Annotated in this window: 22 protein-coding genes and 1 pseudogene; 13 read left to right on the forward strand and 10 right to left on the reverse strand. The window is 61.4% G+C overall.

Annotation, left to right across the window (positions count from 1 at the left end):
* Positions 1-6: 6 nt before the first annotated feature.
* Positions 7-348, reverse strand: a complete 342-nt coding sequence (locus GC127_RS00445; RefSeq protein WP_151975949.1) for a hypothetical protein — start codon at positions 346-348, stop codon at positions 7-9.
* Positions 349-545: 197 nt separating this feature from the next.
* Here GC127_RS00445 and GC127_RS00450 point away from each other — a divergent pair, with 197 nt between their 5' ends.
* The 3 genes from GC127_RS00450 to repC all read left to right on the forward strand — a co-directional run bounded on the left by GC127_RS00450 (position 546) and on the right by repC (position 3,070).
* A complete protein-coding gene (locus GC127_RS00450; protein WP_151975948.1) occupies positions 546-815 on the forward strand; it encodes a hypothetical protein in 270 nt (89 codons plus the stop codon).
* 212 nt (positions 816-1,027) lie between these two features.
* The gene (locus GC127_RS00455) at positions 1,028-1,687 is read left to right on the forward strand and encodes a hypothetical protein (protein ID WP_151975947.1); all 660 of its coding nucleotides are present in this window, start codon (positions 1,028-1,030) and stop codon (positions 1,685-1,687) included.
* A 252-nt stretch (positions 1,688-1,939) separates the two neighbouring features.
* On the forward strand, positions 1,940-3,070 hold the full coding sequence (gene repC, locus GC127_RS00460) for a replication initiation protein RepC (protein WP_302848645.1): 1,131 nt from the start codon (positions 1,940-1,942) through the stop codon (positions 3,068-3,070).
* Positions 3,071-3,132: 62 nt separating this feature from the next.
* On the opposite strand, the gene GC127_RS00465 is transcribed toward repC, so the two are convergent.
* The 7 genes from GC127_RS00465 to GC127_RS00495 form a co-directional block, all read right to left on the reverse strand.
* Complete coding sequence (locus GC127_RS00465; protein ID WP_254656511.1) at positions 3,133-3,906, reverse strand: MBL fold metallo-hydrolase; 774 nt, start codon at positions 3,904-3,906, stop codon at positions 3,133-3,135.
* Between the two features lie 199 nt (positions 3,907-4,105).
* Positions 4,106-4,672, reverse strand: a complete 567-nt coding sequence (locus tag GC127_RS00470; protein ID WP_151975945.1) for a biotin transporter BioY — start codon at positions 4,670-4,672, stop codon at positions 4,106-4,108.
* A gap of 53 nt (positions 4,673-4,725) precedes the next feature.
* Positions 4,726-5,892: an acyl-CoA dehydrogenase family protein gene (locus GC127_RS00475; RefSeq protein WP_009819963.1), complete on the reverse strand. Its 1,167-nt coding sequence runs from the start codon at positions 5,890-5,892 to the stop codon at positions 4,726-4,728.
* The gene (locus GC127_RS00480; protein ID WP_151975944.1) at positions 5,889-7,907 is read right to left on the reverse strand and encodes a biotin carboxylase N-terminal domain-containing protein; all 2,019 of its coding nucleotides are present in this window, start codon (positions 7,905-7,907) and stop codon (positions 5,889-5,891) included. The genes GC127_RS00475 and GC127_RS00480 overlap by 4 nt, the downstream gene beginning before the upstream one ends.
* On the reverse strand, positions 7,892-8,686 hold the full coding sequence (locus GC127_RS00485; RefSeq protein ID WP_009819965.1) for a crotonase/enoyl-CoA hydratase family protein: 795 nt from the start codon (positions 8,684-8,686) through the stop codon (positions 7,892-7,894). Before GC127_RS00485 ends, GC127_RS00480 begins: the two co-directional genes overlap by 16 nt.
* A gap of 9 nt (positions 8,687-8,695) precedes the next feature.
* Positions 8,696-10,294 carry an acyl-CoA carboxylase subunit beta gene (locus GC127_RS00490; RefSeq protein WP_009819966.1) on the reverse strand — a complete coding sequence of 533 codons (1,599 nt, stop codon included), beginning with the start codon at positions 10,292-10,294 and terminating at the stop codon, positions 8,696-8,698.
* Positions 10,295-10,297: 3 nt separating this feature from the next.
* Positions 10,298-10,912: a TetR/AcrR family transcriptional regulator gene (locus GC127_RS00495; protein ID WP_009819967.1), complete on the reverse strand. Its 615-nt coding sequence runs from the start codon at positions 10,910-10,912 to the stop codon at positions 10,298-10,300.
* A gap of 363 nt (positions 10,913-11,275) precedes the next feature.
* Between GC127_RS00495 and GC127_RS00500 the strand changes: the two are divergent.
* The 5 genes and pseudogenes from GC127_RS00500 to GC127_RS00520 all read left to right on the forward strand — a co-directional run bounded on the left by GC127_RS00500 (position 11,276) and on the right by GC127_RS00520 (position 15,536).
* Positions 11,276-12,516, forward strand: a pseudogene (locus tag GC127_RS00500) (IS256 family transposase).
* A 473-nt stretch (positions 12,517-12,989) separates the two neighbouring features.
* Positions 12,990-13,844 carry an SDR family NAD(P)-dependent oxidoreductase gene (locus tag GC127_RS00505; protein WP_151975942.1) on the forward strand — a complete coding sequence of 285 codons (855 nt, stop codon included), beginning with the start codon at positions 12,990-12,992 and terminating at the stop codon, positions 13,842-13,844.
* Positions 13,837-14,640 (forward strand): enoyl-CoA hydratase-related protein, encoded by an 804-nt coding sequence (locus tag GC127_RS00510; RefSeq protein WP_009819972.1) that lies wholly within the window; start codon positions 13,837-13,839, stop codon positions 14,638-14,640. Before GC127_RS00505 ends, GC127_RS00510 begins: the two co-directional genes overlap by 8 nt.
* 54 nt (positions 14,641-14,694) lie before the next feature.
* Positions 14,695-15,129 carry a PaaI family thioesterase gene (locus GC127_RS00515; protein ID WP_254700812.1) on the forward strand — a complete coding sequence of 145 codons (435 nt, stop codon included), beginning with the start codon at positions 14,695-14,697 and terminating at the stop codon, positions 15,127-15,129.
* Positions 15,130-15,131: 2 nt separating this feature from the next.
* On the forward strand, positions 15,132-15,536 hold the full coding sequence (locus GC127_RS00520; RefSeq protein WP_254699925.1) for a PaaI family thioesterase: 405 nt from the start codon (positions 15,132-15,134) through the stop codon (positions 15,534-15,536).
* Between the two features lie 18 nt (positions 15,537-15,554).
* Here GC127_RS00520 and GC127_RS00525 read toward each other — a convergent pair whose 3' ends face one another.
* Positions 15,555-16,916: a TetR/AcrR family transcriptional regulator gene (locus tag GC127_RS00525; RefSeq protein WP_009819975.1), complete on the reverse strand. Its 1,362-nt coding sequence runs from the start codon at positions 16,914-16,916 to the stop codon at positions 15,555-15,557.
* Between the two features lie 91 nt (positions 16,917-17,007).
* Between GC127_RS00525 and GC127_RS00530 the strand changes: the two genes are divergently transcribed.
* The 5 genes from GC127_RS00530 to GC127_RS00550 all read left to right on the forward strand — a co-directional run bounded on the left by GC127_RS00530 (position 17,008) and on the right by GC127_RS00550 (position 21,834).
* Positions 17,008-17,769 (forward strand): glucose 1-dehydrogenase, encoded by a 762-nt coding sequence (locus GC127_RS00530; protein ID WP_040652185.1) that lies wholly within the window; start codon positions 17,008-17,010, stop codon positions 17,767-17,769.
* 84 nt (positions 17,770-17,853) lie between these two features.
* A complete protein-coding gene (locus GC127_RS00535; RefSeq protein ID WP_151975941.1) occupies positions 17,854-19,791 on the forward strand; it encodes an AMP-binding protein in 1,938 nt (645 codons plus the stop codon).
* Complete coding sequence (locus tag GC127_RS00540; protein ID WP_009819978.1) at positions 19,788-20,642, forward strand: SDR family oxidoreductase; 855 nt, start codon at positions 19,788-19,790, stop codon at positions 20,640-20,642. Before GC127_RS00535 ends, GC127_RS00540 begins: the two co-directional genes overlap by 4 nt.
* Positions 20,578-21,357 carry a helix-turn-helix domain-containing protein gene (locus GC127_RS00545; protein ID WP_254699923.1) on the forward strand — a complete coding sequence of 260 codons (780 nt, stop codon included), beginning with the start codon at positions 20,578-20,580 and terminating at the stop codon, positions 21,355-21,357. Before GC127_RS00540 ends, GC127_RS00545 begins: the two co-directional genes overlap by 65 nt.
* Positions 21,358-21,378: 21 nt before the next feature.
* Complete coding sequence (locus GC127_RS00550) at positions 21,379-21,834, forward strand: PaaI family thioesterase (protein WP_151975940.1); 456 nt, start codon at positions 21,379-21,381, stop codon at positions 21,832-21,834.
* A gap of 103 nt (positions 21,835-21,937) precedes the next feature.
* On the opposite strand, the gene GC127_RS00555 is transcribed toward GC127_RS00550, so the two are convergent.
* The gene (locus tag GC127_RS00555; RefSeq protein ID WP_151975939.1) at positions 21,938-23,938 is read right to left on the reverse strand and encodes an NADPH-dependent 2,4-dienoyl-CoA reductase; all 2,001 of its coding nucleotides are present in this window, start codon (positions 23,936-23,938) and stop codon (positions 21,938-21,940) included.
* Positions 23,939-24,015: the final 77 nt, after the last annotated feature.

Consider the following 24,015-nt stretch of genomic DNA (forward strand, 5'->3'; position numbering starts at 1 on the left):
ACGAGGCTAGCCGCTGCCAGGATACCTTGTCGTCTCAAACTCCCACGTGCCTCTCTCACCTTCCCGGAGAGGGCAGCTGAATACTTTTGCGCCCAGCTCCAGGCAGAAGCTCATGAGCCCTGCAGCGGTCTTGAAGACGCGTGGTTTCAGATCCCGGTTGGTCACATAGACCGACCGGTGCACACCGCCTTGACCGTCATTGGAGCAGACGAAAACCGTCCAGCCACCCCTATGCGTATTGCCGCCCTTTTCCGGGGCCTCGACGCATTCCACCTCGATCCATGCCCCACCCTCGATCGCCTCTTGCATGTGCGATGTTAGGATCACGGGATATTTTGTTCCTGCCATTTTGCCTCCGAAGGAAAGAAGTTCCTACGGAAGTAACCTGCTTTTGCACCGCTTCAAACAGTGCATGTTGCAAGATATGCGGCGACGTAGCGTAAGACATATAACATGGTCAATAGATATCTTTTGATTGATTGTGATATTTTTTCGGTGATAGGTCGAGCACACGATTCGCCCCCAGATTGTCGGGAGACCACCAGATGTCGCGGTTGCTGGCATATAGCACATTCATCGTCCTTGCGCTCCCGGCACATGCCGAGACGCAGGCGATGGATTGCGTGACGCCGTTGCGGCCGGAGCTCGCGGCCTCGCCTGCGCTCCTGAAGGAGTATGGCGACGACATCAGAGCCGAGTTCAACACCTACTTCGATGAAGCACAAACCTATCTGAATTGCCTCGCCGCAGCATCAGCTTCCGCGCAGGCCGAAGTCCGTCTTGTGCTTGACGCTTACCAGGAGATGTTCCAATGAAACGACGCGCAAAATATGTCAGTAATTTGAAGCACAAACCTATCTGAATTGCCTCGCCGCAGCATCAGCTTCCGCGCAGGCCGAAGTCCGTCTTGTGCTTGACGCTTACCAGGAGATGTTCCAATGAAACGACGCGCAAAATATGTCAGTAATTATGACACAATTAACATAAGTCTTATTATGCGCCAAAAGGTTAGCGGCGGTGCTCTGTCATGAGGTGGTTTCTGTCAACGACCGCAATGCTCGCGATCGGGCTCACACCGCTCGCTGCCAAACCCGCTGCCGCACAAGGCTACCAGATCGACTGCGCGATCCTGTTGTGCCTCGCAGGCGGCTGGCCTGCATCGGTTCCCTGTGCGCGGGCGCGCGCGGAGTTCATTCGCCGGATCACGCCTTGGCCAGTCGAGCCACCACTGCAGATCTGGCGCTGTCCGATGCACGCGGCGCTTGAAACGCCGGCCCCGGTCGCGCGCCTTTACAGGCTGGCGGGGTTCGATCCCGGGCCAGCAGTGTCCCAGGTACCCGAAATGGAGATGCTCCATCTCGCGCAGGCCGTCGGGCGCGGGGCTGATATCGATGTCAGCGGGTCCGCCTTTGCCTTCATCCGCTCCATTGATGTGTTTGACGCTTCTTTGTCCCAGGGGGTGGTTGGCGAAGGCGAGCATTGTCGACGCACGGACCTGATCCGGCATGGTTCTTACGACAGCACCGGACAGTTTCGATGGCGGATCGCGTCCCCGGGTGAACTACCACCGGCATTTCAGGGCGACGAGGGTTTTGGAGCCACCTGCCCGAGCATCCGGGCCCGAGCTGTCTTTGTCGACTGGGAAGATCACGAGGGCACTTACGGCTCTGAGCAGGTCAATTACTGACCCACACCCCTGACAGAAGGAACCCTCACCCGAAAAAGAGAAACCCCCGCAAGGCGGCAACCATGCGAGGGGCTCCAAGAACAACGGAATTGGCGTTCCGACAGATCAACTCACCTTGTGGCTCTGTTCTAGCAGCCCCGACAGTCAAGGCAACGAAAAAACGCATCTCTTGCCGGGATGCGGATGCCCTGTTGCGGCCTTGTCCCATACTGAAAAGGACAAGATTTGAACTCCATTCGAAACCACCCGGCCTTGCCGGAAGGCTGGACCAAAGGCGCTGTCATGGCGCTTCTCTCGGAGATAGCCCCACATATCGGTCTGCGCCCGGCGCGCCTCGCGGTGCTGAACTACATCATCGGGCGCACCCGCGCCTCCGACTGGATCTCCCCGCACCGAGAGCCGGTGTTCTTTGGGGCGCAAGACCTCGCAGCGGTCGAACTTGGCAAGACGTCGCGCCAGTTGCGAACGGATGAGGCTGCGCTGGCGAGGCTCGGCCTGATCGTGAAACGCGTCGCCGCCAACGGGGCCCGCTTTGGTCGCGCCGGTCTCGGCTTGATCCTCACGCCGCTGATCGCGCGCCTGGAGGAGTTCATAGCCCTTCGCGATCGGCTCCGCGCGGAACGGAAGCATTTGCGCGCTTTAAGGGATCTTCGATCACTGCGTCTGCGGCACATGAAGCGGGCCATCTCCGCCCTGCCCTCGTCGGCTATCGAGGATCCGGAGGTCGCAGATATTCTTGCTAGTTTCGCAAGCTGGCCACGCAGCGATAAGTTGAGCCGTCTTGGTTTGGACCGGCTTACCGCCCACCTGAAGGCAAGTTCCGAGTTGTGCGACCGCATCGACGACTGGCTCAAAAAGCATGGACTTTCTTCCGGCGAACCAGCGGAAAACTTCCGGCCCTTTACACAGAACACCAAGGAAGAAATTCAAAATGTAGAAGAGCCCTCTGCTGTGGATAACTCGACAAAACGCGAGGCATTTGCAGATAATGAGGCGGCGCCATCTCCTCCCTGCCCCGCGCCACGCACTCTGACGCCTGAGACCCTTTACGACATTGCAGGTGACGGGCTACGCATGCTGCTTGATGCCCGCCGGGAACAAAGCCGACCCCTCAGAGACCGCGACATCATTGAGGCCGCCTGGCAATTATTGCCGATGCTCGATATCCATCCGTCAGTCTGGTTTGAGGGTCAGAGCACCTTGGGCGACCACGGATTGGCACTCTGCCTTCTTCTGGTCGATGCTGGACGAGATCACCCGATATATCCTGTGCGCAATCCGGGTGGTTTGATGCGAGAAATAATCCGGCGGGCCAAGGCTGGAAGGCTGGACGTCGATGCAAGTATTGCGGCTCTGCAAAAACGGCGAAATGGGGTGAGGTAAAGTTTCCAACCCGCAACTTAACTTGCCCAAAAACGCGCTGAAAACTGGTAATGATAGTTATGTTAAGTGGCTTTCCAAATCCCTTCGTCCTGAATCACCCGCGATTCTGAAAGAAGCTTCTCCAGATGCGCCGCAACGTTCCGTTCGGCGGCCAATGCAATATGCGGGTCGGACTTCCTGTAGACCGAAGTGGCAATATTCTGGAGCGAATCGGAGGTATTCGAGAGGTGCGCGAGAATTTCTGCCTCCCGACGCATTCGATTGGCGAGCAACCGTTGGGCGTAAGGTCTCAGGTCGCGGAGTTCGGGTCCGTGCCCCGGCAGGCAGATCTTATCGTCGCGCTCAATGAGCCGCTGAAGCTGGGCGCAGTAATCGCGCATGTTGCCGTCAGGGGGGCTGACGATCGAACTGTTCCAACTCATCACGTGGTCGCCCGTGAAAAGCACTCCATCCGGCCTCGCGAAGCAGAGGTGATCGCTCGCATGACCAGGTGTGTGCAGGACAGTGAGACCAGCGACCACCTGTCCGTCTTCCAAGAACCCGTCAGGTTCAAACGCATCGTCAGGAAATGCCCGCGAAACATAAACCGGCAAACCTGTGCGTTCGCGCAATGCCGGCACGGCCCCGAAATGATCGGAATGGTGATGTGTCAGGAGAATTCCGGCTGGGTTGGCTCCCAAATTCTCGACGATTGCTTCGAAATGTGCACTGTCTTCTGCTGGACCGGGGTCGATAATGAACCGACCGTCAGGAGTATCAATGATATAGCTATTCGTCCCGTGATAGGTCATCTTCCCGGGATTGTTCGCAACGATCCTTAGGATTCCCTCGGCCACCTCTACGCCATGCGCACGAGGAGGGTCAGGCTCAGAGTAAAACATGTTGTTTCTTGTCATTCTTTACGACCATGTATTGACTGCGAACAATCCGGATCATGCAGCTCCGCCTCTTGCTCTTGCATAGATTCGGAATCCTCAGGCTGGTTTCCAGCGTCGGTCAAACCCGGCACTGGAACAAAGCAACGAAGCCCAGCGTTCAAACACGGCCCCGATTGTGGAACCCTGTATACAGCACCACAGCAATTGCCGCCTTGGCCAGATCTCCAAGCAGGAACGGGTAAAGCCCGACGTTCAGCAATTTTTCTCCATAGCCGACAAAGCCGCCCAACCATAACAGCCCTGCGCAATACATAAGTGCAGAACCGAAAAGTACAGCGACAGTTGCTCTGAATGCAGGCTGAAACCCTCTCAACTTTTGAACCATCCATCCGGCGGCAGCCGCTGCGAATGCGAACCCAATCAAGTATCCGCCTGTGGGGCCGGCAATATAGACCAATCCGGCCGGCGCGGGAGGCGTGCCAGCGAAAACCGGAAGGCCAAGCGCGCCTTCCAGAAGGTAGATTACTACAACAAGACCACCGCGAACCGGACCCAGAAAAAGTCCAAGGCCCAGGACTACTAGGGATTGGGTCGACATCGGAACCGGGTAGAAAGGCACCAAGATTTTCGCGGAGAGTGTCAGAAGAATGGTGCCGATGAGTATAGTTGCGAACTCTCGGGACAGACTTGCGATCGCTTGGCGTTGAGTGGATTCCAAATTCATGTCGTTAGTCCTTGTGTCAGCTGGTCGTTGATATGGTTTTTGTAATGGTGAGGTCACATCCGCTTGGCGACCTCTTCGAGCATGACCTCGGTGGCACCGCCGCCGATGGCCTGGACACGGGCATCGCGCGACATGCGTTCCACGGGTGTTTCCCGCATATAGCCCATACCGCCATGGAACTGGACACAGTCGTAAAGCACGCTGTTCACCAGCTCGCCGCAATAGGCCTTGACCATCGATACTTCCTTGACGCAATCGCGGCCCGCGGCATCCAGTGACGCGGCGTGATAGATAAGCTGGCGTCCCGCCTCGATCCGGGTCTGGCAATCGGCCAGCCGCTGGCGCACCGTTTGCTTGTCCCACAGCACACCACCGAAAGCCTTGCGCTGCTTGACATAATCCACAGTCATTTCCAGTGCGGACTGCGCCTCGGCGCAGGCCATGGCGCCCAGCACGATCCGTTCGTTCTGGAAGTTCTTCATCACCGAATAAAAGCCCCGGTTGACCTCACCCAGCACGTTCTCTGCCGGGATGCGCACATCCTCGAAAATCAACTCGGCGGTGTCCGAGCACAGCCAGCCGGTCTTGTTCAAGGCCCGGCCGACCGAGAATCCGGGCGTGCCCTTTTCAACCGCGAACATGGTGATCCCGCGCGATCCCTTGGCGTCCGGGTCGGTCTTGGCGCCAACGAAATAGATGTCGCCATGCACGCCGTTGGTGATGAACATCTTGGTGCCGTTGATCACCCAGTCCGATCCGTCCTGCACCGCGCGCGTGCGCATCCCCGCCACGTCAGACCCGGCGCCGGGTTCGGTCACGGCCACCGCAGCGATCTTTTCGCCCGAGGTGATCGACGGCATCCAGCGCGCCTTCTGTTCGGGTGAGCCGGCGTTTTCAAGATGCGGCGAGGCCATGTCGGTATGCACCAGAACCGTGGCCGAAAACCCGCCGAAGGTGGAACGCCCCACTTCCTCGGCCAGCACGACGCTGGACATCACATTCAGCCCTGAGCCGCCATATTGCTCGTCATAGCGCATGCCCAGCACGCCCAGATCGCCCATCCGGCGCAGCACGTCGCGCGGCACCATGCCGTCTTTTTCCCAAGGCTCGGCCTTGGCCGTCACTTCGGTTTCGATGAACCGGCGCAGCTGCGCGCGGATCATGTTCAGGTCTTCACTGAACGGGCCTGTGGCCGCATCAGTCATGCCATGCTTGGTCATTGGATTTCCTCCGGATCGAGTTTTACAAGGGGCGCTTGCCCGGCGACGGTATCGCCGGCGGCGCAGTAGATTTCAGCTACGATGCCCGAAACGGGGGCGGTCAGGCTCTGCAGCAGTTTCATCGCCTCAAGCACCACCAGCGTGTCGCCGGCCGCCACCCGGTCGCCGGGCGCGACGCGCAGTTCGACCACGGCACCGGGCATCGGCGCACGCAGGGTGTCTGCCCCCCCGGCCTGTTCCGAGGCGCGTTGCAGGTGGCGGTCTGCCAGCGTTTCAAACCCGAAGGTGGCCATGCCGTCGGGCGCGGACAGATGCACCTGCCAGTGATCTTTGGCGCGGCGCAGATGCGCGGTGCGGGCAAAGGGGGTACTGTCGATGCGCCCGGTTAGGCGATTGGCGGCCAGGTCGGGCGCTGCAATCGCCAAATGGGCGCCGTCGGGCAATATCACTGCCAGCTTCGTTGCATCGCCCGCCACGCGGGTCGGATCGTCATCGCCCAAGGCCCAATAATATGCCGCACCCGGTCGACCCGCAGGCGCGGTCAGGCGCCATGCGCCCAGCGTTTGCCACGGGGAGTTGCCGGTCTTTGGCGCCAGATTCAGATGCAGGGCCAGTGCTGCCAGCGCGCGGCTTTGCGCATCTGGTTTGGGGGGTGTCCATCCGTCTGGAAACAGCTCGGCTAGCCCGGCGGTATGATGCCGGAGCGCGGCAAAATCGGGATGCATCAGCAAGGCGCGCTGAAACGCGAGGTTCACCCCCACCCCGCCCACGGCGAAGCGATTGATCGCGGCCACGCTCTCGCGGATCGCCGTTGCCCGGTCGGGGGCATGGACGATCAGCTTGGCCAGCATGGAATCGTAATGGTGGCCGACAACCGAGCCCTCACTGACGCCGGTATCGAGCCGAACGCCCGAAGGCGGCGCCCAAAGCGTGATCGTGCCGGTTTCGGGGCGGTAGTTTTCAGCCGGGTTTTCGGCGGCGATGCGCACCTCGATGGCGTGGCCGTCGAAGCGCAGATCGGATTGCGCAAAGCCAAGCGCCTCGTCCCGCGCGATGCGCAATTGCCACTCCACCAGATCAATCCCGGTGATCGCCTCGGTCACGGGATGTTCGACCTGAAGGCGGGTGTTCATCTCAAGAAAGTAATACTCGGCGTGCTCGGGGTCATAAAGATATTCCACCGTCCCGGCAGAGCGGTACCCGATCGCCTGCGCAAGCCGCACGGCGGCGGCGCGCATGTCCTCGCGCAGATCGTCCGGCAGATCGGGGGCCGGGGCCTCTTCGATCAGCTTCTGGTGGTTGCGCTGAAGCGAACAGTCGCGGTCGCCCAGGTGCAGCACGGTGCCGTTTGTGTCGCCCAGCACCTGCACCTCGACATGGCGGGCGCGGGGGGCATAGCGTTCCAGGAATACCGCCGGATCGCCGAATGCGCCCTGCGCCTCGGCCCTGGCAGAGGCGATCGCCTCGGGCGCGTCGGCCATATCGGTGACAAGGCGCATGCCGCGCCCGCCGCCGCCGGCGCTGGCCTTGACCAGGAACGGCGTGCCGAGCGCCTTGGCCTCTTGCAGCAGTCGCGCGTCGGACTGATCGGCACCGCGGTAGCCGGGCAGGACGGGCACGCCAGCGGCCTCGGCGGCGGCCTTCGCCGCGATCTTGGACCCCATCTGAGCGATGGCGTCGGGTTCCGGCCCGATAAAGACCAGCCCCGCAGCTTCGACCGCCGCCGCAAAATCGGCGTTTTCGGACAGAAATCCATAGCCGGGATGCACCGCACCCGCGCCCGTGGCGTGCGCGGCCCCGAGGATGGCCTCGATGTTCAGATAACTGTCAGATGGCGCGGCCCCGCCAATACAGATGGCGTGATCCGCCTCTGCCACAAACGGCGCGTCGCGGTCGGCTACGGAGAACACCGCCACGCTTTCCAGCCCCAGCTTGCGGCACCCGCGTTGGATGCGCCGGGCGATCTCGCCCCGGTTGGCGATGAGGACGCGAGTAAAGCTCATTTCACGCGCCATGACGGGCTGCCTTTGGCAAGAAAGCTGTTGATGCCCTCGATCCCTTCGCTGGTTTCCCAGGCATCGGCCAGCCGGTCGGCGGTGTAGATCATGTTGGTTTTCAGGTCATGCGCCGCGACATGGGCGATCAGCGCCTTGGTATCGGCCACGGCACCGGGTGCAGCCTGAAGGTGATCATGCACCACCCGTTCAACGGCAGCGTCCAGCGCGTCGGGGGCCACGACCTCAGTCAGAAGCCCGATCCGTTCGGCGCGCGCGCTGTCAAACAGGGCGCCCGAAAGCATGGTCTCGCGCGAATGAACCTTGCCGATGCGGGCGACCACATAGGGCGAGATATTCGCGGGCAGCAGGCCCAGTTTCACCTCGGTCAGGCCGAACCGCGCCTCTTCGGTGCTGATCGTATAGTCGCAAACCGATATCATGCCGACCCCGCCGCCATAGGCCGGGCCGTTGATCCGCCCGATCAGCGGTTTGGGCAATGTGTCGAGCCGGTGCAAAAGCTGCGCAAGCGTCGCACTTTGCGCGACCCGCTCGGCGCGGGTCTTTTCTATATTCGAGGCGAACCAGTTGAAATCCCCTCCGGCGCAGAAGCTTTTGCCGACGCCAGTCAAAACCACGATGCGCACATTGTCGGCGAATGCCAGCCGCCCCGCCGCATCATGCAGTTCCGCAATCAGCGTGCCGTTCAGGGCGTTGTGTTTCTCGGGTCGGTTCAGGGTTACGGTGGCGACACCGCGCGCATCGGTCCCGATCAGGAGGGTTTCATACGTCGTCGTCATGTCATTGCCTCACATTCTGAATACGGGTGTATGGCGCCCTGCCCCTGGCACCGATGTTACGATGGCCAGGCACAGGCCAAGGATGTCGCGGGTCTGGCCAGGTTCGATCAGCCCGTCATCCCAAAGCCGCGACGTGGCATAATATGGATCGGACTGTTCGCCATATTGGGCGCGCACCTGCGCCTCGATCCGGGCCATGTCGGCCTGCATCCGGTCAGGGTCGCCGCCTTTCTGGCGGCGCAGTTCCAGCATCACGTTGGTGGCGATATCGGCCGACATAGTGGCCAGTTCTGCCGTGGGCCATGCGAACAGGAAATCCGGCCCGAAGCCGCGCCCGCACATGCCGTAATTGCCCGCGCCGTAAGAGCCACCCAGCAGGACCGACAGTCGCGGCACCTTGGCCACAGACATGGCATAGACCAGCTTGGCGCTGTCCTTGGCGATGCCGCCGCGCTCGGCCTCTGTCCCGACCATGAAGCCCGAGATGTTGTGCAGGAACAAAAGCGGGATATTGCGCTGGTCGCACATCGAAACAAACTGCGCCCCCTTGAGTGAACTGTCCGACAGAAGCGCGCCGTTATTGGCCAGGATGCCGACGCGATAGCCATGGATGCGCGCCGTGCCGCAGACCAGCGTCTCGCCCCAGCCGGGCTTGAATTCCCGGAACTCGCCCGCGTCGATCATGCGCAGCAGAACTTCGCGCATGTCGTAGGGCTCCTTGCGGTCGGCGCTGATGATGCCGGGCAATTCGGAGGGATCATGTGCGGGCGGCGCGGGGGCTGCGTCGGGCTGCATCGGGCGCGATTGGCCGAGCTCGGCCACGATGTCGCGCATCAGCGCCAGCGCATGGTATTCATCCTCGGCAAGATGGTCGGACACGCCCGAGACGCGCGTGTGCATTTCGGCACCGCCAAGCGTTTCGCCATCGACCTCTTCGTTGATCGCCACCTTGACGATCGAGGGTCCGCCCAGATGGATGCGGGCGTTGCCGCGCACCATGATGACCTCGTCCGACAGGGCGGGGATATAGGCACCGCCCGCCGTGCAGCCCCCGAACACCGCCGAGATCTGCGGCAGCCCGCTGGCCGACATGTTGGTCTGGCGATAGAAGGAATTGCCGAAATGGCGGGCGTCGGGAAACACCCGATCCTGTTCCGGCAGATAGGCCCCGCCGCAATCCACCAGATACAGGCAGGGCATCCGGTTGTCCGCCGCGATTTCCTGGGCGCGGATGTGTTTCTGCACGGTCTCGTGGTAAAAAGAGCCACCCTTCACCGTCGCGTCATTGGCGATCACCATGCAGGGCAGCCCATGAACGATGCCGATGCCGGTCACGATCCCCGCACCAGGCACCTCGCCGCCGTATTGCCCGTAGGCCGCGAGCGACGACAGTTCCAGAAACGCCGTGCCCGGATCCACCAGCAGGTCGATCCTCTCGCGCACAAGGAGCTTGCCGCGTTTGCGGTGACGTTCCACCATATCGGGGCGTCCGCCCGAGGTGGCCTCGGCAATCCGCGCGCGCAGCGTCTCGACCCGCGCGCTTTGCGCCTGGTGATTGCGTGCGTAGATCTCTGATGCGGTCAGCACGGCTGTTTCAAGGCGCGCCATGGGTCAGGTCTCCTGTTCTTCGAGTATTCCGTGGAGGAACACATCGGCATAGGTTTGCGACAACGCATCTGCACTGCCGCGATCTGGGTCGAACCATTCAAGCGTGGCGTTCAACGCGCCAATCAGCATCAGGCGCAGGCGGCGAATGTCGAGGCCAGCTTTCAGCGCGCCGGTATTCTGAAGCCAGGACAACAGGTTGTCCCATTCGGCCTCATAGGCGCGGCGGGTGGGCAGATTGGCATCCCGGACGGATTGCGGCACCTGCCCGAAAATGCGCACATTGGCCGAAGAATAATCGCTTGCATCGAGAAGCGCGCGCAGATGCGCTCCGATTGCGGTTCTCAGGATCGCTTCGGCACCGGTGCCCTCGGGCAACGCGGAAACGGCTTGGCGCATGCTCTCGTGAACGACTTGAATACCTGCATCCAGAACGGCCGCGACGATCTCATCCTTGGAGCCGAAATGGTAGTAGATGCTGCCCGCCTTGATCCCTGCGGCCTCGGCGATCTTTCTGAGCGACACCGCTCCATAGCCCTGTTCGCGGAAGAGTCGCGCGGCAACATTCAGCACGCCCTCGCGGCCCACCACGTTGCGCGGGGTCTTGCTGGTCTCGCTCATCGTGGTATCCGGCAAGGCTTTTCTTTCGCAAATTACATAACTAACATACGTTAGGCATTCCAGCACTACCCTGTCAACCTTCTCGACACGTTTACCGGCGGTCTCTGAAATAGCCGTGGCCGTGTCGATGTCCTGATGAGTCGTCAAGACATATGCGGCCATCGTAGCCTCCCTGCTGCCGAAACAGTGCAACCAAGTTTTTCGCGGTGATTTGGTTTGCCCTGGGTAGTGCCCCACCGGGTGGTGTAAGAGGCCGCACGCGGAGCCTTTTGGCGTAGCGTAGCGTGCGGCCGGGCTGGCGGCCACCGCGCTTCTTCGTAGTCTGAGGTTGTTCAAAGACCGATGACAACGAAGGAGAGCACGATGACCGAGACCATGATTGACCTTCCGAGCGTGATCGCCAAGAGCGATGATGCCGATTTTCTGCGCGAGCTGATCCAGGATGCTGCACAGCGTCTGATGGACATCGAAGTGGCTGCTGTCTGCGGTGCCGGACACGGCGAGCGCAGCCCGGACCGGGAGAACCATCGCAACGGCTACCGACCGCGGCAATGGGACACCCGGGCAGGCACCATCGGCCTGAACATCCCCAAGCTGCGCAAGGGCAGCTATTTCCCCACGTTCCTGGAGCCGCGCCGGACAGCCGAGAAGGCGCTGATGGCCGTGATACAGGAAGCCTATATCCACGGGATCTCCACGCGGGCTGTCGACGATCTGGTGCGCGCCATGGGACTGACGGGCACCTCCAAGAGCCAGGTCTCACGGCTGTGCGAGGTGATCGACGAGAGGGTACAGGCATTCTTGAACCGGCCCCTCGAGGGCGACTGGCCCTTCCTCTGGCTCGACGCCACTTATGTGAAGCTGCGCGAGGGCGGACGCATCATCTCGATGGCGGTGATAGTGGCCGTCGCGGTCAACACTGACGGGCGGCGCGAGATCCTGGGGATCACTGTCATGCCCTCCGAAGCCGAGACCTTCTGGGTCGACTTGCCTCACGGTCTCTCACGCGTCGTGGGTTGCGTGGCGTGCAGTTGGTCATCAGCGATGCGCACGAGGGCCTCAAAGCGTTCGTCGGGCAAACGGTCCCCCGGACCGTTTGCTGATCCTCCTTACCACGCAAGGTCCTGGGCACCGGCTGGCAGCGCTGTCGCGTGCATTTCCAGCGCAACCTCCTCACCCGTGTGGGAAAGACCAACAAGCCGGTGATCAGCGCCGTGGTGAAGACCGTCTTCGCCGAGAAGGACCGCGACCAGGCCCATGCCCGCTGGCGCGAGGTCGTCGACAGCGTGCGCGAGCGGTTCCGGGATGTCGCTGAGCTCATGGACGAGGCAGAGCATGACGTGCTGGCCTACATGGCTTTCGATGAGAGCCTGCGCTCGAAGCTGCACAGCACCAACCCGCTGGAGCGCGTCAACAAGGAGATCAAGCGACGGACCAACGTTGTCGGGATCTTCCCCAACCGTGAAGCCGTGATCCGGCTCGTCGGCGCGCTGATGCTGGAGCAGAACGACGAATGGGCCGTCTCCCGCCGCTACATGCCGGTGGAAAAGCTGACCGCCATGTGCCACGATGAAAGTGAGACGGCGATGATCGCCGCTCAGTGAACGAGCAGCACCAGCTATGAAGAAGCAGGTGGACGCCAGTTCCTACACCACTCCTCGGGGCACTACCTTGCCCTGACCGCAGGTGTCATAACATCCTAGCCCTATAGCCTCGGATTTTTCCGGCCTTTGACATGGAACAATCCTGACATGGCCAACTTAAGCCTTGTCGCGCTTTTCTTTCTTTCATTTCTGATTCGGCGTACTATCAACGATGCGCCGGTTTGCCTCGCTGCCTGATCCGCCGCGCTTTCTGCTGATTTCGATCGTCTTTTGATCAAAGCAGATACGTACCCAGTTCTTGTCTCAGTTCGAGGGCCAGCGGCCGGGCAGTTGACGTGTTGCCAAAGCCTCCCCGCATCTTTCTTTCGCTTTGGGTGCAACGTCCCGTCGCAAAAAAGCTTGGCTTGATCTAATTTCTAACATGTGTTTGATTTCAGTCGACGCGATTGACACTCTGTTCGGCGGGTAAATACATGAGCGAAGAAAAAGCGCGGCGCTTTGCGCCAGACCTTATGGCCGGCCAGGTCGCGCTGGTTACCGGCTCCGGCTCGGGCATGGGTCGTGCCACGGCGCTGGAAATGGCTTCTTGCGGGGCTAGGCTGGCGCTGTTTGCGCGCCGTCAGGAGCCGCTGGAAGGGACCGCCCGGATGATCCGCGCGGCGGGTGGCGAGGCCTTTGTCGTGCCCGGCGACACCCGCGACGAAGACAGCATCGAAGCTGCGATGGGGCGCATCAAGGACCACTACGGGCAGCTTGACGTGCTGGTGAACAATGCGGGCGGCCAGTATATCGCTGCCGCGCGCGACATCACCAACAAGGGATTCGAGGCCGTGATCCGCAACAACCTGATCGGATCCTGGCAGATGACCCGCGCCGTGGCCGATCATTTCATGTATGACAGCGGCGGCTCCATCGTCTTTGTCACCGCCATTTCAGCGCGCACCGCGCTCACCGGTTTCACCCATACCGTCGCCGCCCGCGCCGGTGTGACGGGTATGATGAAGACGCTGGCCGCTGAATGGGGCGAATACGGTATCCGCCTTAACTGTGTGGCGCCGGGCACGATCAAGACCGAGGCGCTTGGCCGCTACCCCATTCCGCCGGAACGCTGGCAGGAACTCAACCGCTCGGTCCTGAACCGGATGGGCGCGGCCGAGGACATCGCCGGCACGATCATCTTCCTCGCGTCCCGACTGGGGAATTTCATTACCGGTGAAGACATCTATATAGACGGCGGGGAAACCCTGCACATGGCTCACGATGCCCGTGACATGATAAATCCCGAAATGTTCGAGAAACGCGAACGAGGAGATGGCAAGAATGAGTAAACCCCCCGTTCTTCTGGATATCTCCGACAGGATCGCCACAATCACGTTGAACGATCCCGAACGTCGCAACCCGGTTACCGGCAACGACATGATTGCTGTCCTTCTCGAGACATTCGAGAAGGTACAGGCAGACCCGCAAGTAAGCGTCATGATCCTGACCGGGGCCGACCCGGCCTTCTGTGCAGGCGGCGACATCAAGGAGATGAACGACCCCGAAAGTGTCTTTCGCAAGGAACCGTTTGCGGCGGCGCAGAGCTATGTCGACGGGGTGCAGCGCCTGCCTCTGGCGCTTTACAATCTGGATATTCCGACCATCGCCGCGGTCAACGGCCCGGCGGTTGGCGCGGGATGCGACCTGACCATGATGTGTGACATGCGCGTCGCCTCGGAAAAGGCGCGGTTCGGCGAGGTGTTCCTGAACCTCGGCATCATTCCAGGCGACGCGGGCAGCTGGTTCATGCTGCGCCGTCTGGGCCACCAGAAAGCCGCCGATCTGACCTTTTCGGGACGCATGGTCGATGCCGCCGAGGCGCTGGAGCTGGGTATGGTTCTGGAGGTCGTGGCCCATGACCGGCTCATGGACCGCGCCCGCGCCCGCGCGGCCGTCATCGCATCGAAGCCGCCGCGCGCAGTGCGTGTCGCCAAGCGCCTGATGCGCAATGCCGAACGGATGGATCTGCCCGATTTCCTGAATTCCGCGGCGGCCTATCAAGCGTTGATGCATCAGACCGAAGACCACCATGAGGCGGTCGCGGCGTTTCTTGAAAAACGAAAACCGAACTTCACAGGGCGCTAGGGGAAACAACGCATGCGTGACATTACACGGGAGAAAATTGACCAGATCGCACAGATGTGGAATGCGCGCGGTAAGGGTCTGATTGACCATATGGCGCTTGAGATCGAAGAAGTATCGACCGAAGGCGTTCGGGTGAGGATGCCGTTCAATCCGGATTTCTGCGTTGACAGAGATCAGACCCTTCTTCACGGCGGCATCCTGACGGCCCTTCTCGACAGTGTATTCGGACTCGCAAACTTTATTGCCATCCAGGGTGTCAGCACGATGGCAACGCTTGACCTAAGGGTCGATTACCTGCGGCCTGCACATTCCCGAGCAGATATCTTCGTGCGTGCCCATTGCTATCGTCAGACTCGTCATATCGCCTTCAATTCTGGCAATATCTGGTTCGATGGCCATGAGGATGCGGAGATTGCCCGCGGATCCGCCTCGTTTGCCTTGACGCGCGGTGAAACCAGCCTGTTTGACGCCATGACAAGGGAAAAATGAACATGATGACCTTGCAAATCGTCAATGCAAATGTCTCCCGGGTGCCGTTCTTCCGATTTCTCAACTTCGAGGTCCAGAGCATGGACAGTCTCCATGCCGAAGCTGAGATGACCTTTTTAGAACGCCATATCGGCAACCCGGTCATGGAGCATTACCACGGCGGCATAATCGCAAGCTTCATGGAAGCCACTTCTGCAATCGCTGTTCAGCCGGATTTTGCGGACGTCCCTGCCAAGCCGATCAATCTTACCGTCGATTATCTCAGGCCGGGCGTGAGAGGCCCGCTCTATGCCCGCGCTACGGTGACGCGCAAAGGCAAGCGCATCGCGAGCGTGAGGGTGATGGCATGGCAGACGGACCAAGAAAAACCAGTCGCGGAAGGGCTTTACCACTTCCTTTTGGTCTGATCGCAATAGTTGCGATCATTAAATTCCTGTTTGCGTGGCGCAACTGGCGTTATCCCTGTCGCAGATCCCTTCAAGAAGAAGCCTAATGAGCATGTCAGAAAACTCGGGCAGTGAAAGATACCCCTGCTTTTCTGCCTTGTTGGGATCGAACCACTCCACCGTCCAATTCAGGGCACCCAACATAACCTGACGCAGGGGTACAATTTTGATATCGGACCTGATAGCATCGTCTTGCTGCGCTTCGCGAAGAACCCTGTCCCAGAGTCGTCCGTATTCATGTCGAATCTTCCTGTGTCGCTCCCTGAAATGTTTGGGTAGCATACCGTAGCTTCTGATGTTGGCAGACGTGAATTCGCTTGCCTTGAAGAGAAAATGAAGATGTGTCCAGATTGCGGTCGCGATCCTTGCATGATGGTCATATGGCTTATGAAATTCTTCGACTGCGGCGCTGACACCAGATAGCAAATCGCTCAATCCGGCGTTCAGAACCTCGTTTACGATCTCTTCTTTGGATTTGAAATGGTAGTATACGCTGCCTGCCTTCATATCGGCTTCTGTCGCGATCTGTCTTAGCGTTGTCGCTTTGTAGCCATTGTCCCTTAGCACGCATGCTGCCGCCCTCAGGATTTCCGCGCGGGTATTTGCGGCCTTGGTGATCGATTTAGCTGCTTGGACGGGAATGGCGGCGCTTGTCTTCTGCCCCTCTGTGTTAGCTTTGTGGCGCGTACACATTCCGTCGAGTATCAGTTTGCTCATACGGTCCGAGAGGACACTCACGGGATATCGATCCACATCATACCATTCAACAGTCCAGTTCATTGCGCTCAAAACGAACTGGCGGATCGCGGTTATGGAAATGTCGCTTCTCAGGTGGCCGGCACGCTCCGCGTCTTTCAGAAAACTGCTCCATACCTCTGCATACGCGGCACGCAACTCACGGTGTGGGGCGCGGGCCTCATCCGACAGCATCGGATAGTTCCGGATATTGGCCGAGGTGAAGTCGCTGTCAGCCAAGAGAAAGGTGAGGTGCGTTTCGATGAGAATGGCGAAGGTCTTGCGAAAGTCCGGTATCTTTGCCAATCGGACGATGGCGCTGACCTTTTCGTAGAGTTCCCGAACCCCGATATCCAGCACTTCACTCAGAATTTTATCTTTTGATTCAAAATGATAATAGATGCTTCCGGCCTCTATTCTAGATTTCTGCGCGATGTCGCGCATCGTTGTCGCATAGAAACCTTCGTGCCGGAAAAGGTGAGCCGCCGCAGAAAGAATCTCCCCGCGAGTCCTCTCTGATTTGCTCAGATCGTCTTCCGTATTCTTGATTGCATCAAACGATCGTACCATTGGCTGTCGATACTTGTCTGCCACAAGAGTGTCCATTGCAATAAATCTAACAATTGTTAGAATGAACGATGAGACGCTTCGAATCAAGATCTTTACCAAGATGATACCGGAAAAGGAGGACCTCCATATGAGAGGGTTAAGGGGAAAACGCGTGATCATAACCGGCGGCGGCAGCGGCATCGGACGCGCGGTTTGCGAACGTTTCGGTGAAGAAGGTGCCGAGGTTGCGATTTTTGACCTGAACGACGAGGGAGCGCATGAAACGACCCGTTTGATCCAGCAAGCGGGGGGAACGGCGCAAGCATTCAACGTGGACATCACCGACCGCACCCAGGTCGACAAGGCCGTAGCCGCAGTCGAGGCCGGAGGCCCGATCGATGTGCTGGTGAACAATGCGGGATGGGACGAGATCAAACCGTTCCTCGACACGGACGAGGCCCTTTGGAAGAAGGTTATCGACATCAACCTTTACGGCCCGCTCAATATGCACCACGCGGTGTTGCCGGGCATGGTCAAGAACGGTGGCGGCCGCGTGATCAACATCGCCTCGGACGCCGGCCGCGTCGGCTCGTCGGGAGAGGCCGTTTACTCGGCCTGCAAGGGCGGGATCATCTCGTTCACCAAAACGGTCGCGCGGGAACTGGCGCGCAAAGGCGTCCAGTTGAACGCTGTCGCGCCAGGCCCGACCGACACGCCGCTCTTTGCCCAGATTGCTCAGGGTGAGGGCGGTGAAAAGATCGCAGAAGGTCTCAAGCGGGCCATTCCGATGAAGCGGCTGGCAAAGCCGACAGACTATCCGGGAATCATCTGTTTTCTGGCATCCGACGACGCCGGGTTCATCACAGGCCAGGTCATTTCGGTTTCAGGTGGCTTGTCGATGCACGGGTGATCGCGTCGCGATGCGATGTGATACGGCACAGCCGTAAGGCCGTGCCACAGGCGCGGCCTTGTCTGGCTTAGAGAAAGGTCAAGGATGTTCCAGCCATCTCCCGACATTCAGCGTTCAAGTACGCTTGCCGCTTTTCTGGCTGACTGTGCCGCGGACAGCTATGAAGATCTCGTCCGCCGCGCCAACGCCGCGCCGGACTGGTTCTGGCGCCGGATCATCGACCATGCCGGCATCCGGTTCAGCCGCCCCTACTTACAGCTTCGCGATATTTTCAAGGGACCCGAATCGATCCGATGGGCCGTTGGCGCCGCTCTGAACCTGACAGAGACATGCCTTGATGCGCGCATCGAGGAGGGGTTGGCGGACAAGATGGTGATCGACTGGGTCGGCGAGGATGCAAGCCGCCGCTGTTGGACCTATGCCGAGCTTGCCGCCGAGACCGCGCGCGTGGCATCGGCGCTTGCCGCGCGCGGGGTGAAACCGGGCGAAAGGGTGGGCATCTACATGCCGATGATCCCTGAAATCGCGGCGGCGCTTCTGGGTATCGCCCGGCTGGGGGCCGTGGCGGTGCCGCTGTTCTCGGGCTTCGCGCCGCCTGCCATCGTCAGCCGCCTCCAGGATGCCGGGGCGGTGGCGGTTCTGACGGCGGATGCCACGCCCCGGCGCGGCAAGCCCGTCTGGATGGAGGCCGCGCTGGCCGAGGCGCTGACCGAGGTGCCCGCGGTCCACACCGTCATCAGCCTGCGGCGATTCGGGGGCGTAGTGGCCGATCCGGCGCGCGATCTGGACTGGCAGGAGAGTGTCGGCAAGGCCGATCCGACACGCCCCGCCCATCCGGTCGAGGCCGACGCGCCGCTGCTGATCGCCTATACCTCGGGCACGACCGGCAAGCCCAAGGGCGTGGTGCATACCCATCTTGGTGTGCCGGCCAAGGCCACGGCGGATTTCCTGCTGTGCCTCGACATGAAGCGCGACGACCGGCATCTGTGGATGACCGATATGGGCTGGGTGATGGGGCCGCTCACCCTTCTGTCGGTGCTGCTTTCGGGGGCTACGCTGGTTCTGGCCGAGGGCGCGCCCTCGATGCCCGGCGACCCCTTCCGGCTGTTGCGGATCACCGCGGACATGAAGGTGACGCACCTGGGCATTGCACCGACGCTGGTGCGCCAGTTCATGACGCACGATCCCGCGCCGCTTTCCGGCTATGACCTTTCTCCCCTGCGTATCGTCGCCGCGACGGGGGAACCCTGGACCGACGATGCCTGGCTCTGGCATCTCGACCATATCTGCCGCCGCCACGCCGTGCCGCTGAACATCTCCGGCGGGACCGAGTTGTTCGGGGCCATCCTGACCTCGACCGTCCTGCACGAGATCAAGCCCGGCGGGTTTTCGGCCGAGGCCCTCGGTGTGGGCGCGAAAGTGCTGCGCGAGGATGGCAGCGAAGCCGCGCCGGGCGAGGTGGGCGAACTGGTCGTAAGCCAGCCGCCCATGGGCCTGACCCCGGCGATCTGGGGCGACCGGGAAAGATATCTTGAAACCTACTGGTCCACCTTCCCCGGTGTCTGGCGGCACGGCGACTGGGTGCGCCGCGATCCGGACGGCACATGGTATATCCTCGGCCGCTCGGACGATACGCTCAACATCGCCGGCAAGCGCATCGGCCCGCCCGAGATCGAGGCAGCCCTGACCGAAACCGGAGAGGTGGTGGACGCCGCCGCCATCGCCGCGCCCGATGATATCAAGGGCGTGGCCGTGGTCTGCATCTGTGTCGCGGCACCAGGTGTGACGCCCGATGCCGCCCTCGTGGACCGGCTCAAGGACCGGGTGGGCGAGGTCGTCTCCAAGCCCTTCCGCCCGCGCGAGATCCATTTCGTCGAGGCGCTGCCCAAGACCCGCAGCATGAAGACGATGCGCCGGATCGTCCGCGCGGCCTATCTGGGCGAGGATCCGGGCGATCTGTCATCGGTCAGCAATCCCGAAACCATGCAGCCCATTGCAGACCTGCGAAAGGAAACGCCATGATCACTGTCTTCGGAGCCACCGGAAACACCGGCGCGCCGCTTGTCGATACCCTTCTGGCCAAGGGGGCGGCAGTGCGCGCCGTCACCAGCGATCCCGCCAAGATCGAAAATCTCAAGGCCAAAGGGTGCGAGGCGGTCACCGCCAATTTCACTGACCCCGCCGCCCTGGAACGGGCCTGTGCCGGGGCCGAGAGGATCTACCTGGTGACGCCTGCGCATCTGGACATGCGCCGCTGGAAGGCGAATGCGATCGCGGCCGCCAAGGCCGCGGGCGTGCGCCATGTCGTTCTGGCCACCGGGCTGGGTGCGTCGCCCAAGGCCAAGGTGACCTTTGGCAAGTGGCACTCCGAGACGCAGGAACTGCTGAAGGAAAGCGGGCTTGACTGGACCTTCGTGCAGCCGACCTATTTCATGCAGAACCTGCTCTGGCAGGCCGACACCATCGCCAAAGACGGTGTCTATTACGACGATCTGGGCGGTCCTGTGGCCTGGATTGACGCCCGCGACATCGCCGATGTCGCCGCCGAGGCGCTGACCGGCCCGGGCCATGAGGGCAAGACCTATGGCCTGACCGGCCCCGAGGCCCTGACCGGCGAAGATATCGCGGCCATGCTGTCAGAGGTGACCGGACGCACCATCACCTGCGCGCCCCTGTCGGTCGAGGACTCCAAGGCGGCCATGATCGCCGCCGGGATGCAGGAAGAGGTCGCCGCAGCCATGGTCGAACTCGCCTCCATCGCCCCAAAGGGCTATCTCGCGGGGATCGAGACCACGGTCAGCGACGTGCTTGGGCGCCCGGCCCGCCGCCTGCGCGATTTTATCGCCGAGAATCGGGATGCCTTCGTCCAGTGACCTGACGGCGGCGCCGTTTTATCTCGAGTTCGCGCCGCCTGCGGGCGCGGAAGCACAGGTCGAGACTCTGTACGTTTTCCGCGACGCTGGCGTGCTGAGCCGTCGCGGAAGGGGGCTGTTCGCAACCGATCTGTTCGACCTGTCGGTGAGCGTTCTCAACGCCTGCGATACCGGCCCGCATGTGTCGCTCGCGCCACCCCGCCCCGGCTTCGTTCCCCGCCGGGCGTCTTTTTGCGGCATCGTGGCCGGGCTGCGGCTGTCGTCGCGACCGCAGCATATGCCCCCGGCCGAGACTTTCGACTCTTTGGCTTCGATCCTGCGACGGGTCAGAGTCGGCGATGACGCGATGCCTGAACTTGTCACCGCACTCGATGGATTGGCCGAAGACCTGTCATTCGCGGCGATCCCGCAGGCGTTCAGCGACCGGACCGGACGCCGCAGAATCCGGGCAGAGACCGGCATGTCACGAAGACGGCTCGCCGCGATCCGGCGTTTTCGCCGTCTGGTTGACGAACTTGCCTGCCAGACCCTTCCGTTGAGCGATCTCGCCCTGGACGCCGGATTTTACGACCAACCGCATATGTCATCCGCTTGTCGGGCCTTTGCCGACATGTCCCCCGGCGCGCTTCGCGGTCAGGCGGCGCGGCAACCGCTTGGCCATTTCTTACAAGATGAGCGGCTGAAGACCCGTGTAAAACATATCATCAACGGATAACGAGAGGAGCAAAACCAGACCATGCCGAAATTCGAGCCGCGAGACCCCGATTTTGATACGCGTGTGCGCGACAGTTTCAACCGCCAGAACGTGATGCGCACGATGGGGATCACCATTGCCGAGCTTACGCCCGGTCATATCGTTCTGGAAATGCCGCATGATGACGCGCTGACCCAGCAGCACGGGTTCCTGCACGCTGGGGTCGTTGCGACCGCGCTTGACAGTGCGTGTGGCTATGCCGGGTTTTCGCTGATGCCCGCCGAGGCTGCGGTGCTGACGGCGGAATTCAAGATCAACTTGGTCAACCCGGCGGATGGCGCGCGGTTTCGCTTTGTCGCCGACGTGCTGAAACCGGGGAAAACCCTGACCATCTGCGAGGCGCGCGCCTATGCCGTGAAGGGCGGGGAGGAAAAGCTCGTCGCCACGATGACCGCGACGCTGATGGCGATGGTGGGGCGGACCGGCGTGGCCGGGTGAGGACGCGGCGCTTGCCCTCGTGATTTCCCGCGCCGATCGGCTTCCCATGCAGGCGGTATCACCAACCGCCTGCTGACCTTGCCTGTCCCCGGCCGCTGTCGGGTCAGAGACCTTGCGCCAGACGTACCCCTTCATCGATGGCGCGCAAGGCATCAAGTTCGGCGGCCTCCTTTGCCCCGCCGATCATCGTGACCGGGACGCCACGCGCGGCGAGGGCCTCGGCCAGGGCGCGTTCGGGTTCCTGCCCGGTACAGAGCACGATCGTGTCGGCGGCGATGACCTCTGGCTTTCCGTCCACGAGGATATGCAGCCCCGCGTCGTCGATGCGGTCATAAACCACCCCGCCGATGGCCTCGACCCCATGCTTGCGCAGCGCGTTGCGCAGGATCCAACCCGTCGAAACGCCAAGCCCGGCACCCGGTTTCGAGGTTTTTCGCTGAAGCATGACCACCTTGCGCCGCGATGGTGTCGATGCCAGCGGATCGCCCACCAGCGCGCCCGACGCGGCGAATTCCGGGTCTACGCCCCATGTCTCGCAGAATGTGTCAGCGCTGCGGACCTCTGCCGATCCGGTCACGAGGAACTCGGCCACGTCATGGCCGATGCCCCCTGCCCCCATCACCACTACCGTATCGCCCGCCATGCTTTCGCCGGACAGGATTTCGGCATAGGTCGCGACCTTGGGATGGTCGATGCCCGGCAGGTCGGGAATGCGCGGCGTCACCCCGGTGGCGATAACCACATGGTCAAAGCCGGTCAGATCACCGGCGTCAGCCCGCTGCCCCAAACGTAGCTTGACCCCGTGTTTTATCATCTGACCGGTATAATACCGCAGGGTTTCGTCGAACTCATCCTTGCCCGGCGCGGCGCGCGCCAGGTTCAATTGCCCGCCCAGCTTGTCCTGAGCCTCGAACAGGGTAACGTCGTGGCCCAGCCGCGCCGCCTCGGTGGCCGTGGCCATTCCTGCGGCACCGCCGCCGACAACGGCCAGCTTGCGCGGCTGCGCGGCGGGGGTATCGCGGAATTCGGTTTCGTGACCCGCCCGGGGATTGACCAGGCAACTCACTGGCCGGTCGGAGAAGATGAAATCCAGGCAGGCCTGATTGCAGGCAATACAGGTATTGATCTCGTCCGCGCGGCCCTCGCGCGCCTTTTTCACGAAATGCGGATCGGCCAGAAAGGGGCGCGCCATCGAGATCATGTCTGCATCCCCCGAGAACAGGATGTCCTCTGCCATTGCGGGCGTGTTGATTCGGTTGGAGGCGACCACCGGGATCGACACCGCCGCCTTGATATTGGCCGCCGCCTTGCGCCAGGCGCCGCGCGGCACCGGATAGGCAATCGTCGGCACGCGTGCCTCGTGCCAGCCGATGCCGGTGTTGAGAATGTCGGTCCCCGCCGCCTCGATCTTGCGCGCGAGCGCGGCAATTTCATCTGCGGGCGCGCCGCCCTCGATCAGGTCGGCCGCCGAAATCCGATAGATGATCAGGAAATCCGGCCCGCACCGCTCGCGCACCGCGCGCACAATCTCGACCGGAAAGCGATGGCGGTTCTCGGCGCTTCCGCCCCAGTCGTCTTCACGCTTGTTGGTATGCGTGACGGTGAATTCGTTGATAAGATAGCCCTCGGACCCCATGATTTCCACGCCATCGAACCCCGCTGCCTGCGCATTGGCGGCGGCTTTGGCGAAATCCTCGATAGTGCGGCGGATATCGGCATCGGTCATTTCACGCGGAACGAAACGGTTGATCGGTGCCCGGATCGGAGTTGGGGCAACGCAGCCTTCGATCTTTGCATAGCGCCCGGCATGAAGCAGTTGCGCGCAGATCAGGCTGCCTTCGGCCTGTACCGCCTCGCAGATCGGGCGCAGGTGCCGCGCCTGATCCGGGTCATCGATGCGCGGACCTTCGGGATCGAATATCCCCTCGGCATTGGGTGAAAACCCGCCCGTGACCAGAATCGCCGCCTCGCCACGAGCCCTTTCGGCGTAAAAGGCGATCTGTTTGGCGAGACTGTCCGGCTCGGTTTCCAGCCTGGTGTGCATCGACCCCATGATAACACGGTTTCGCAACATGTGCCCGCCTGCGCGGATGGGCGAAAGCATGGTCCCGAAGCTTTCCCTCTGCGTATTTTCCACTGTGAACGCTCTCCTCAAAACTTCGCTTGATCTATATTCTAACA

The sequence above is a fragment of the Roseovarius sp. EC-HK134 genome, assembly GCF_902498815.1.
GTDB classification, from domain to species: Bacteria; Pseudomonadota; Alphaproteobacteria; order Rhodobacterales; family Rhodobacteraceae; genus Roseovarius; species Roseovarius mucosus_A.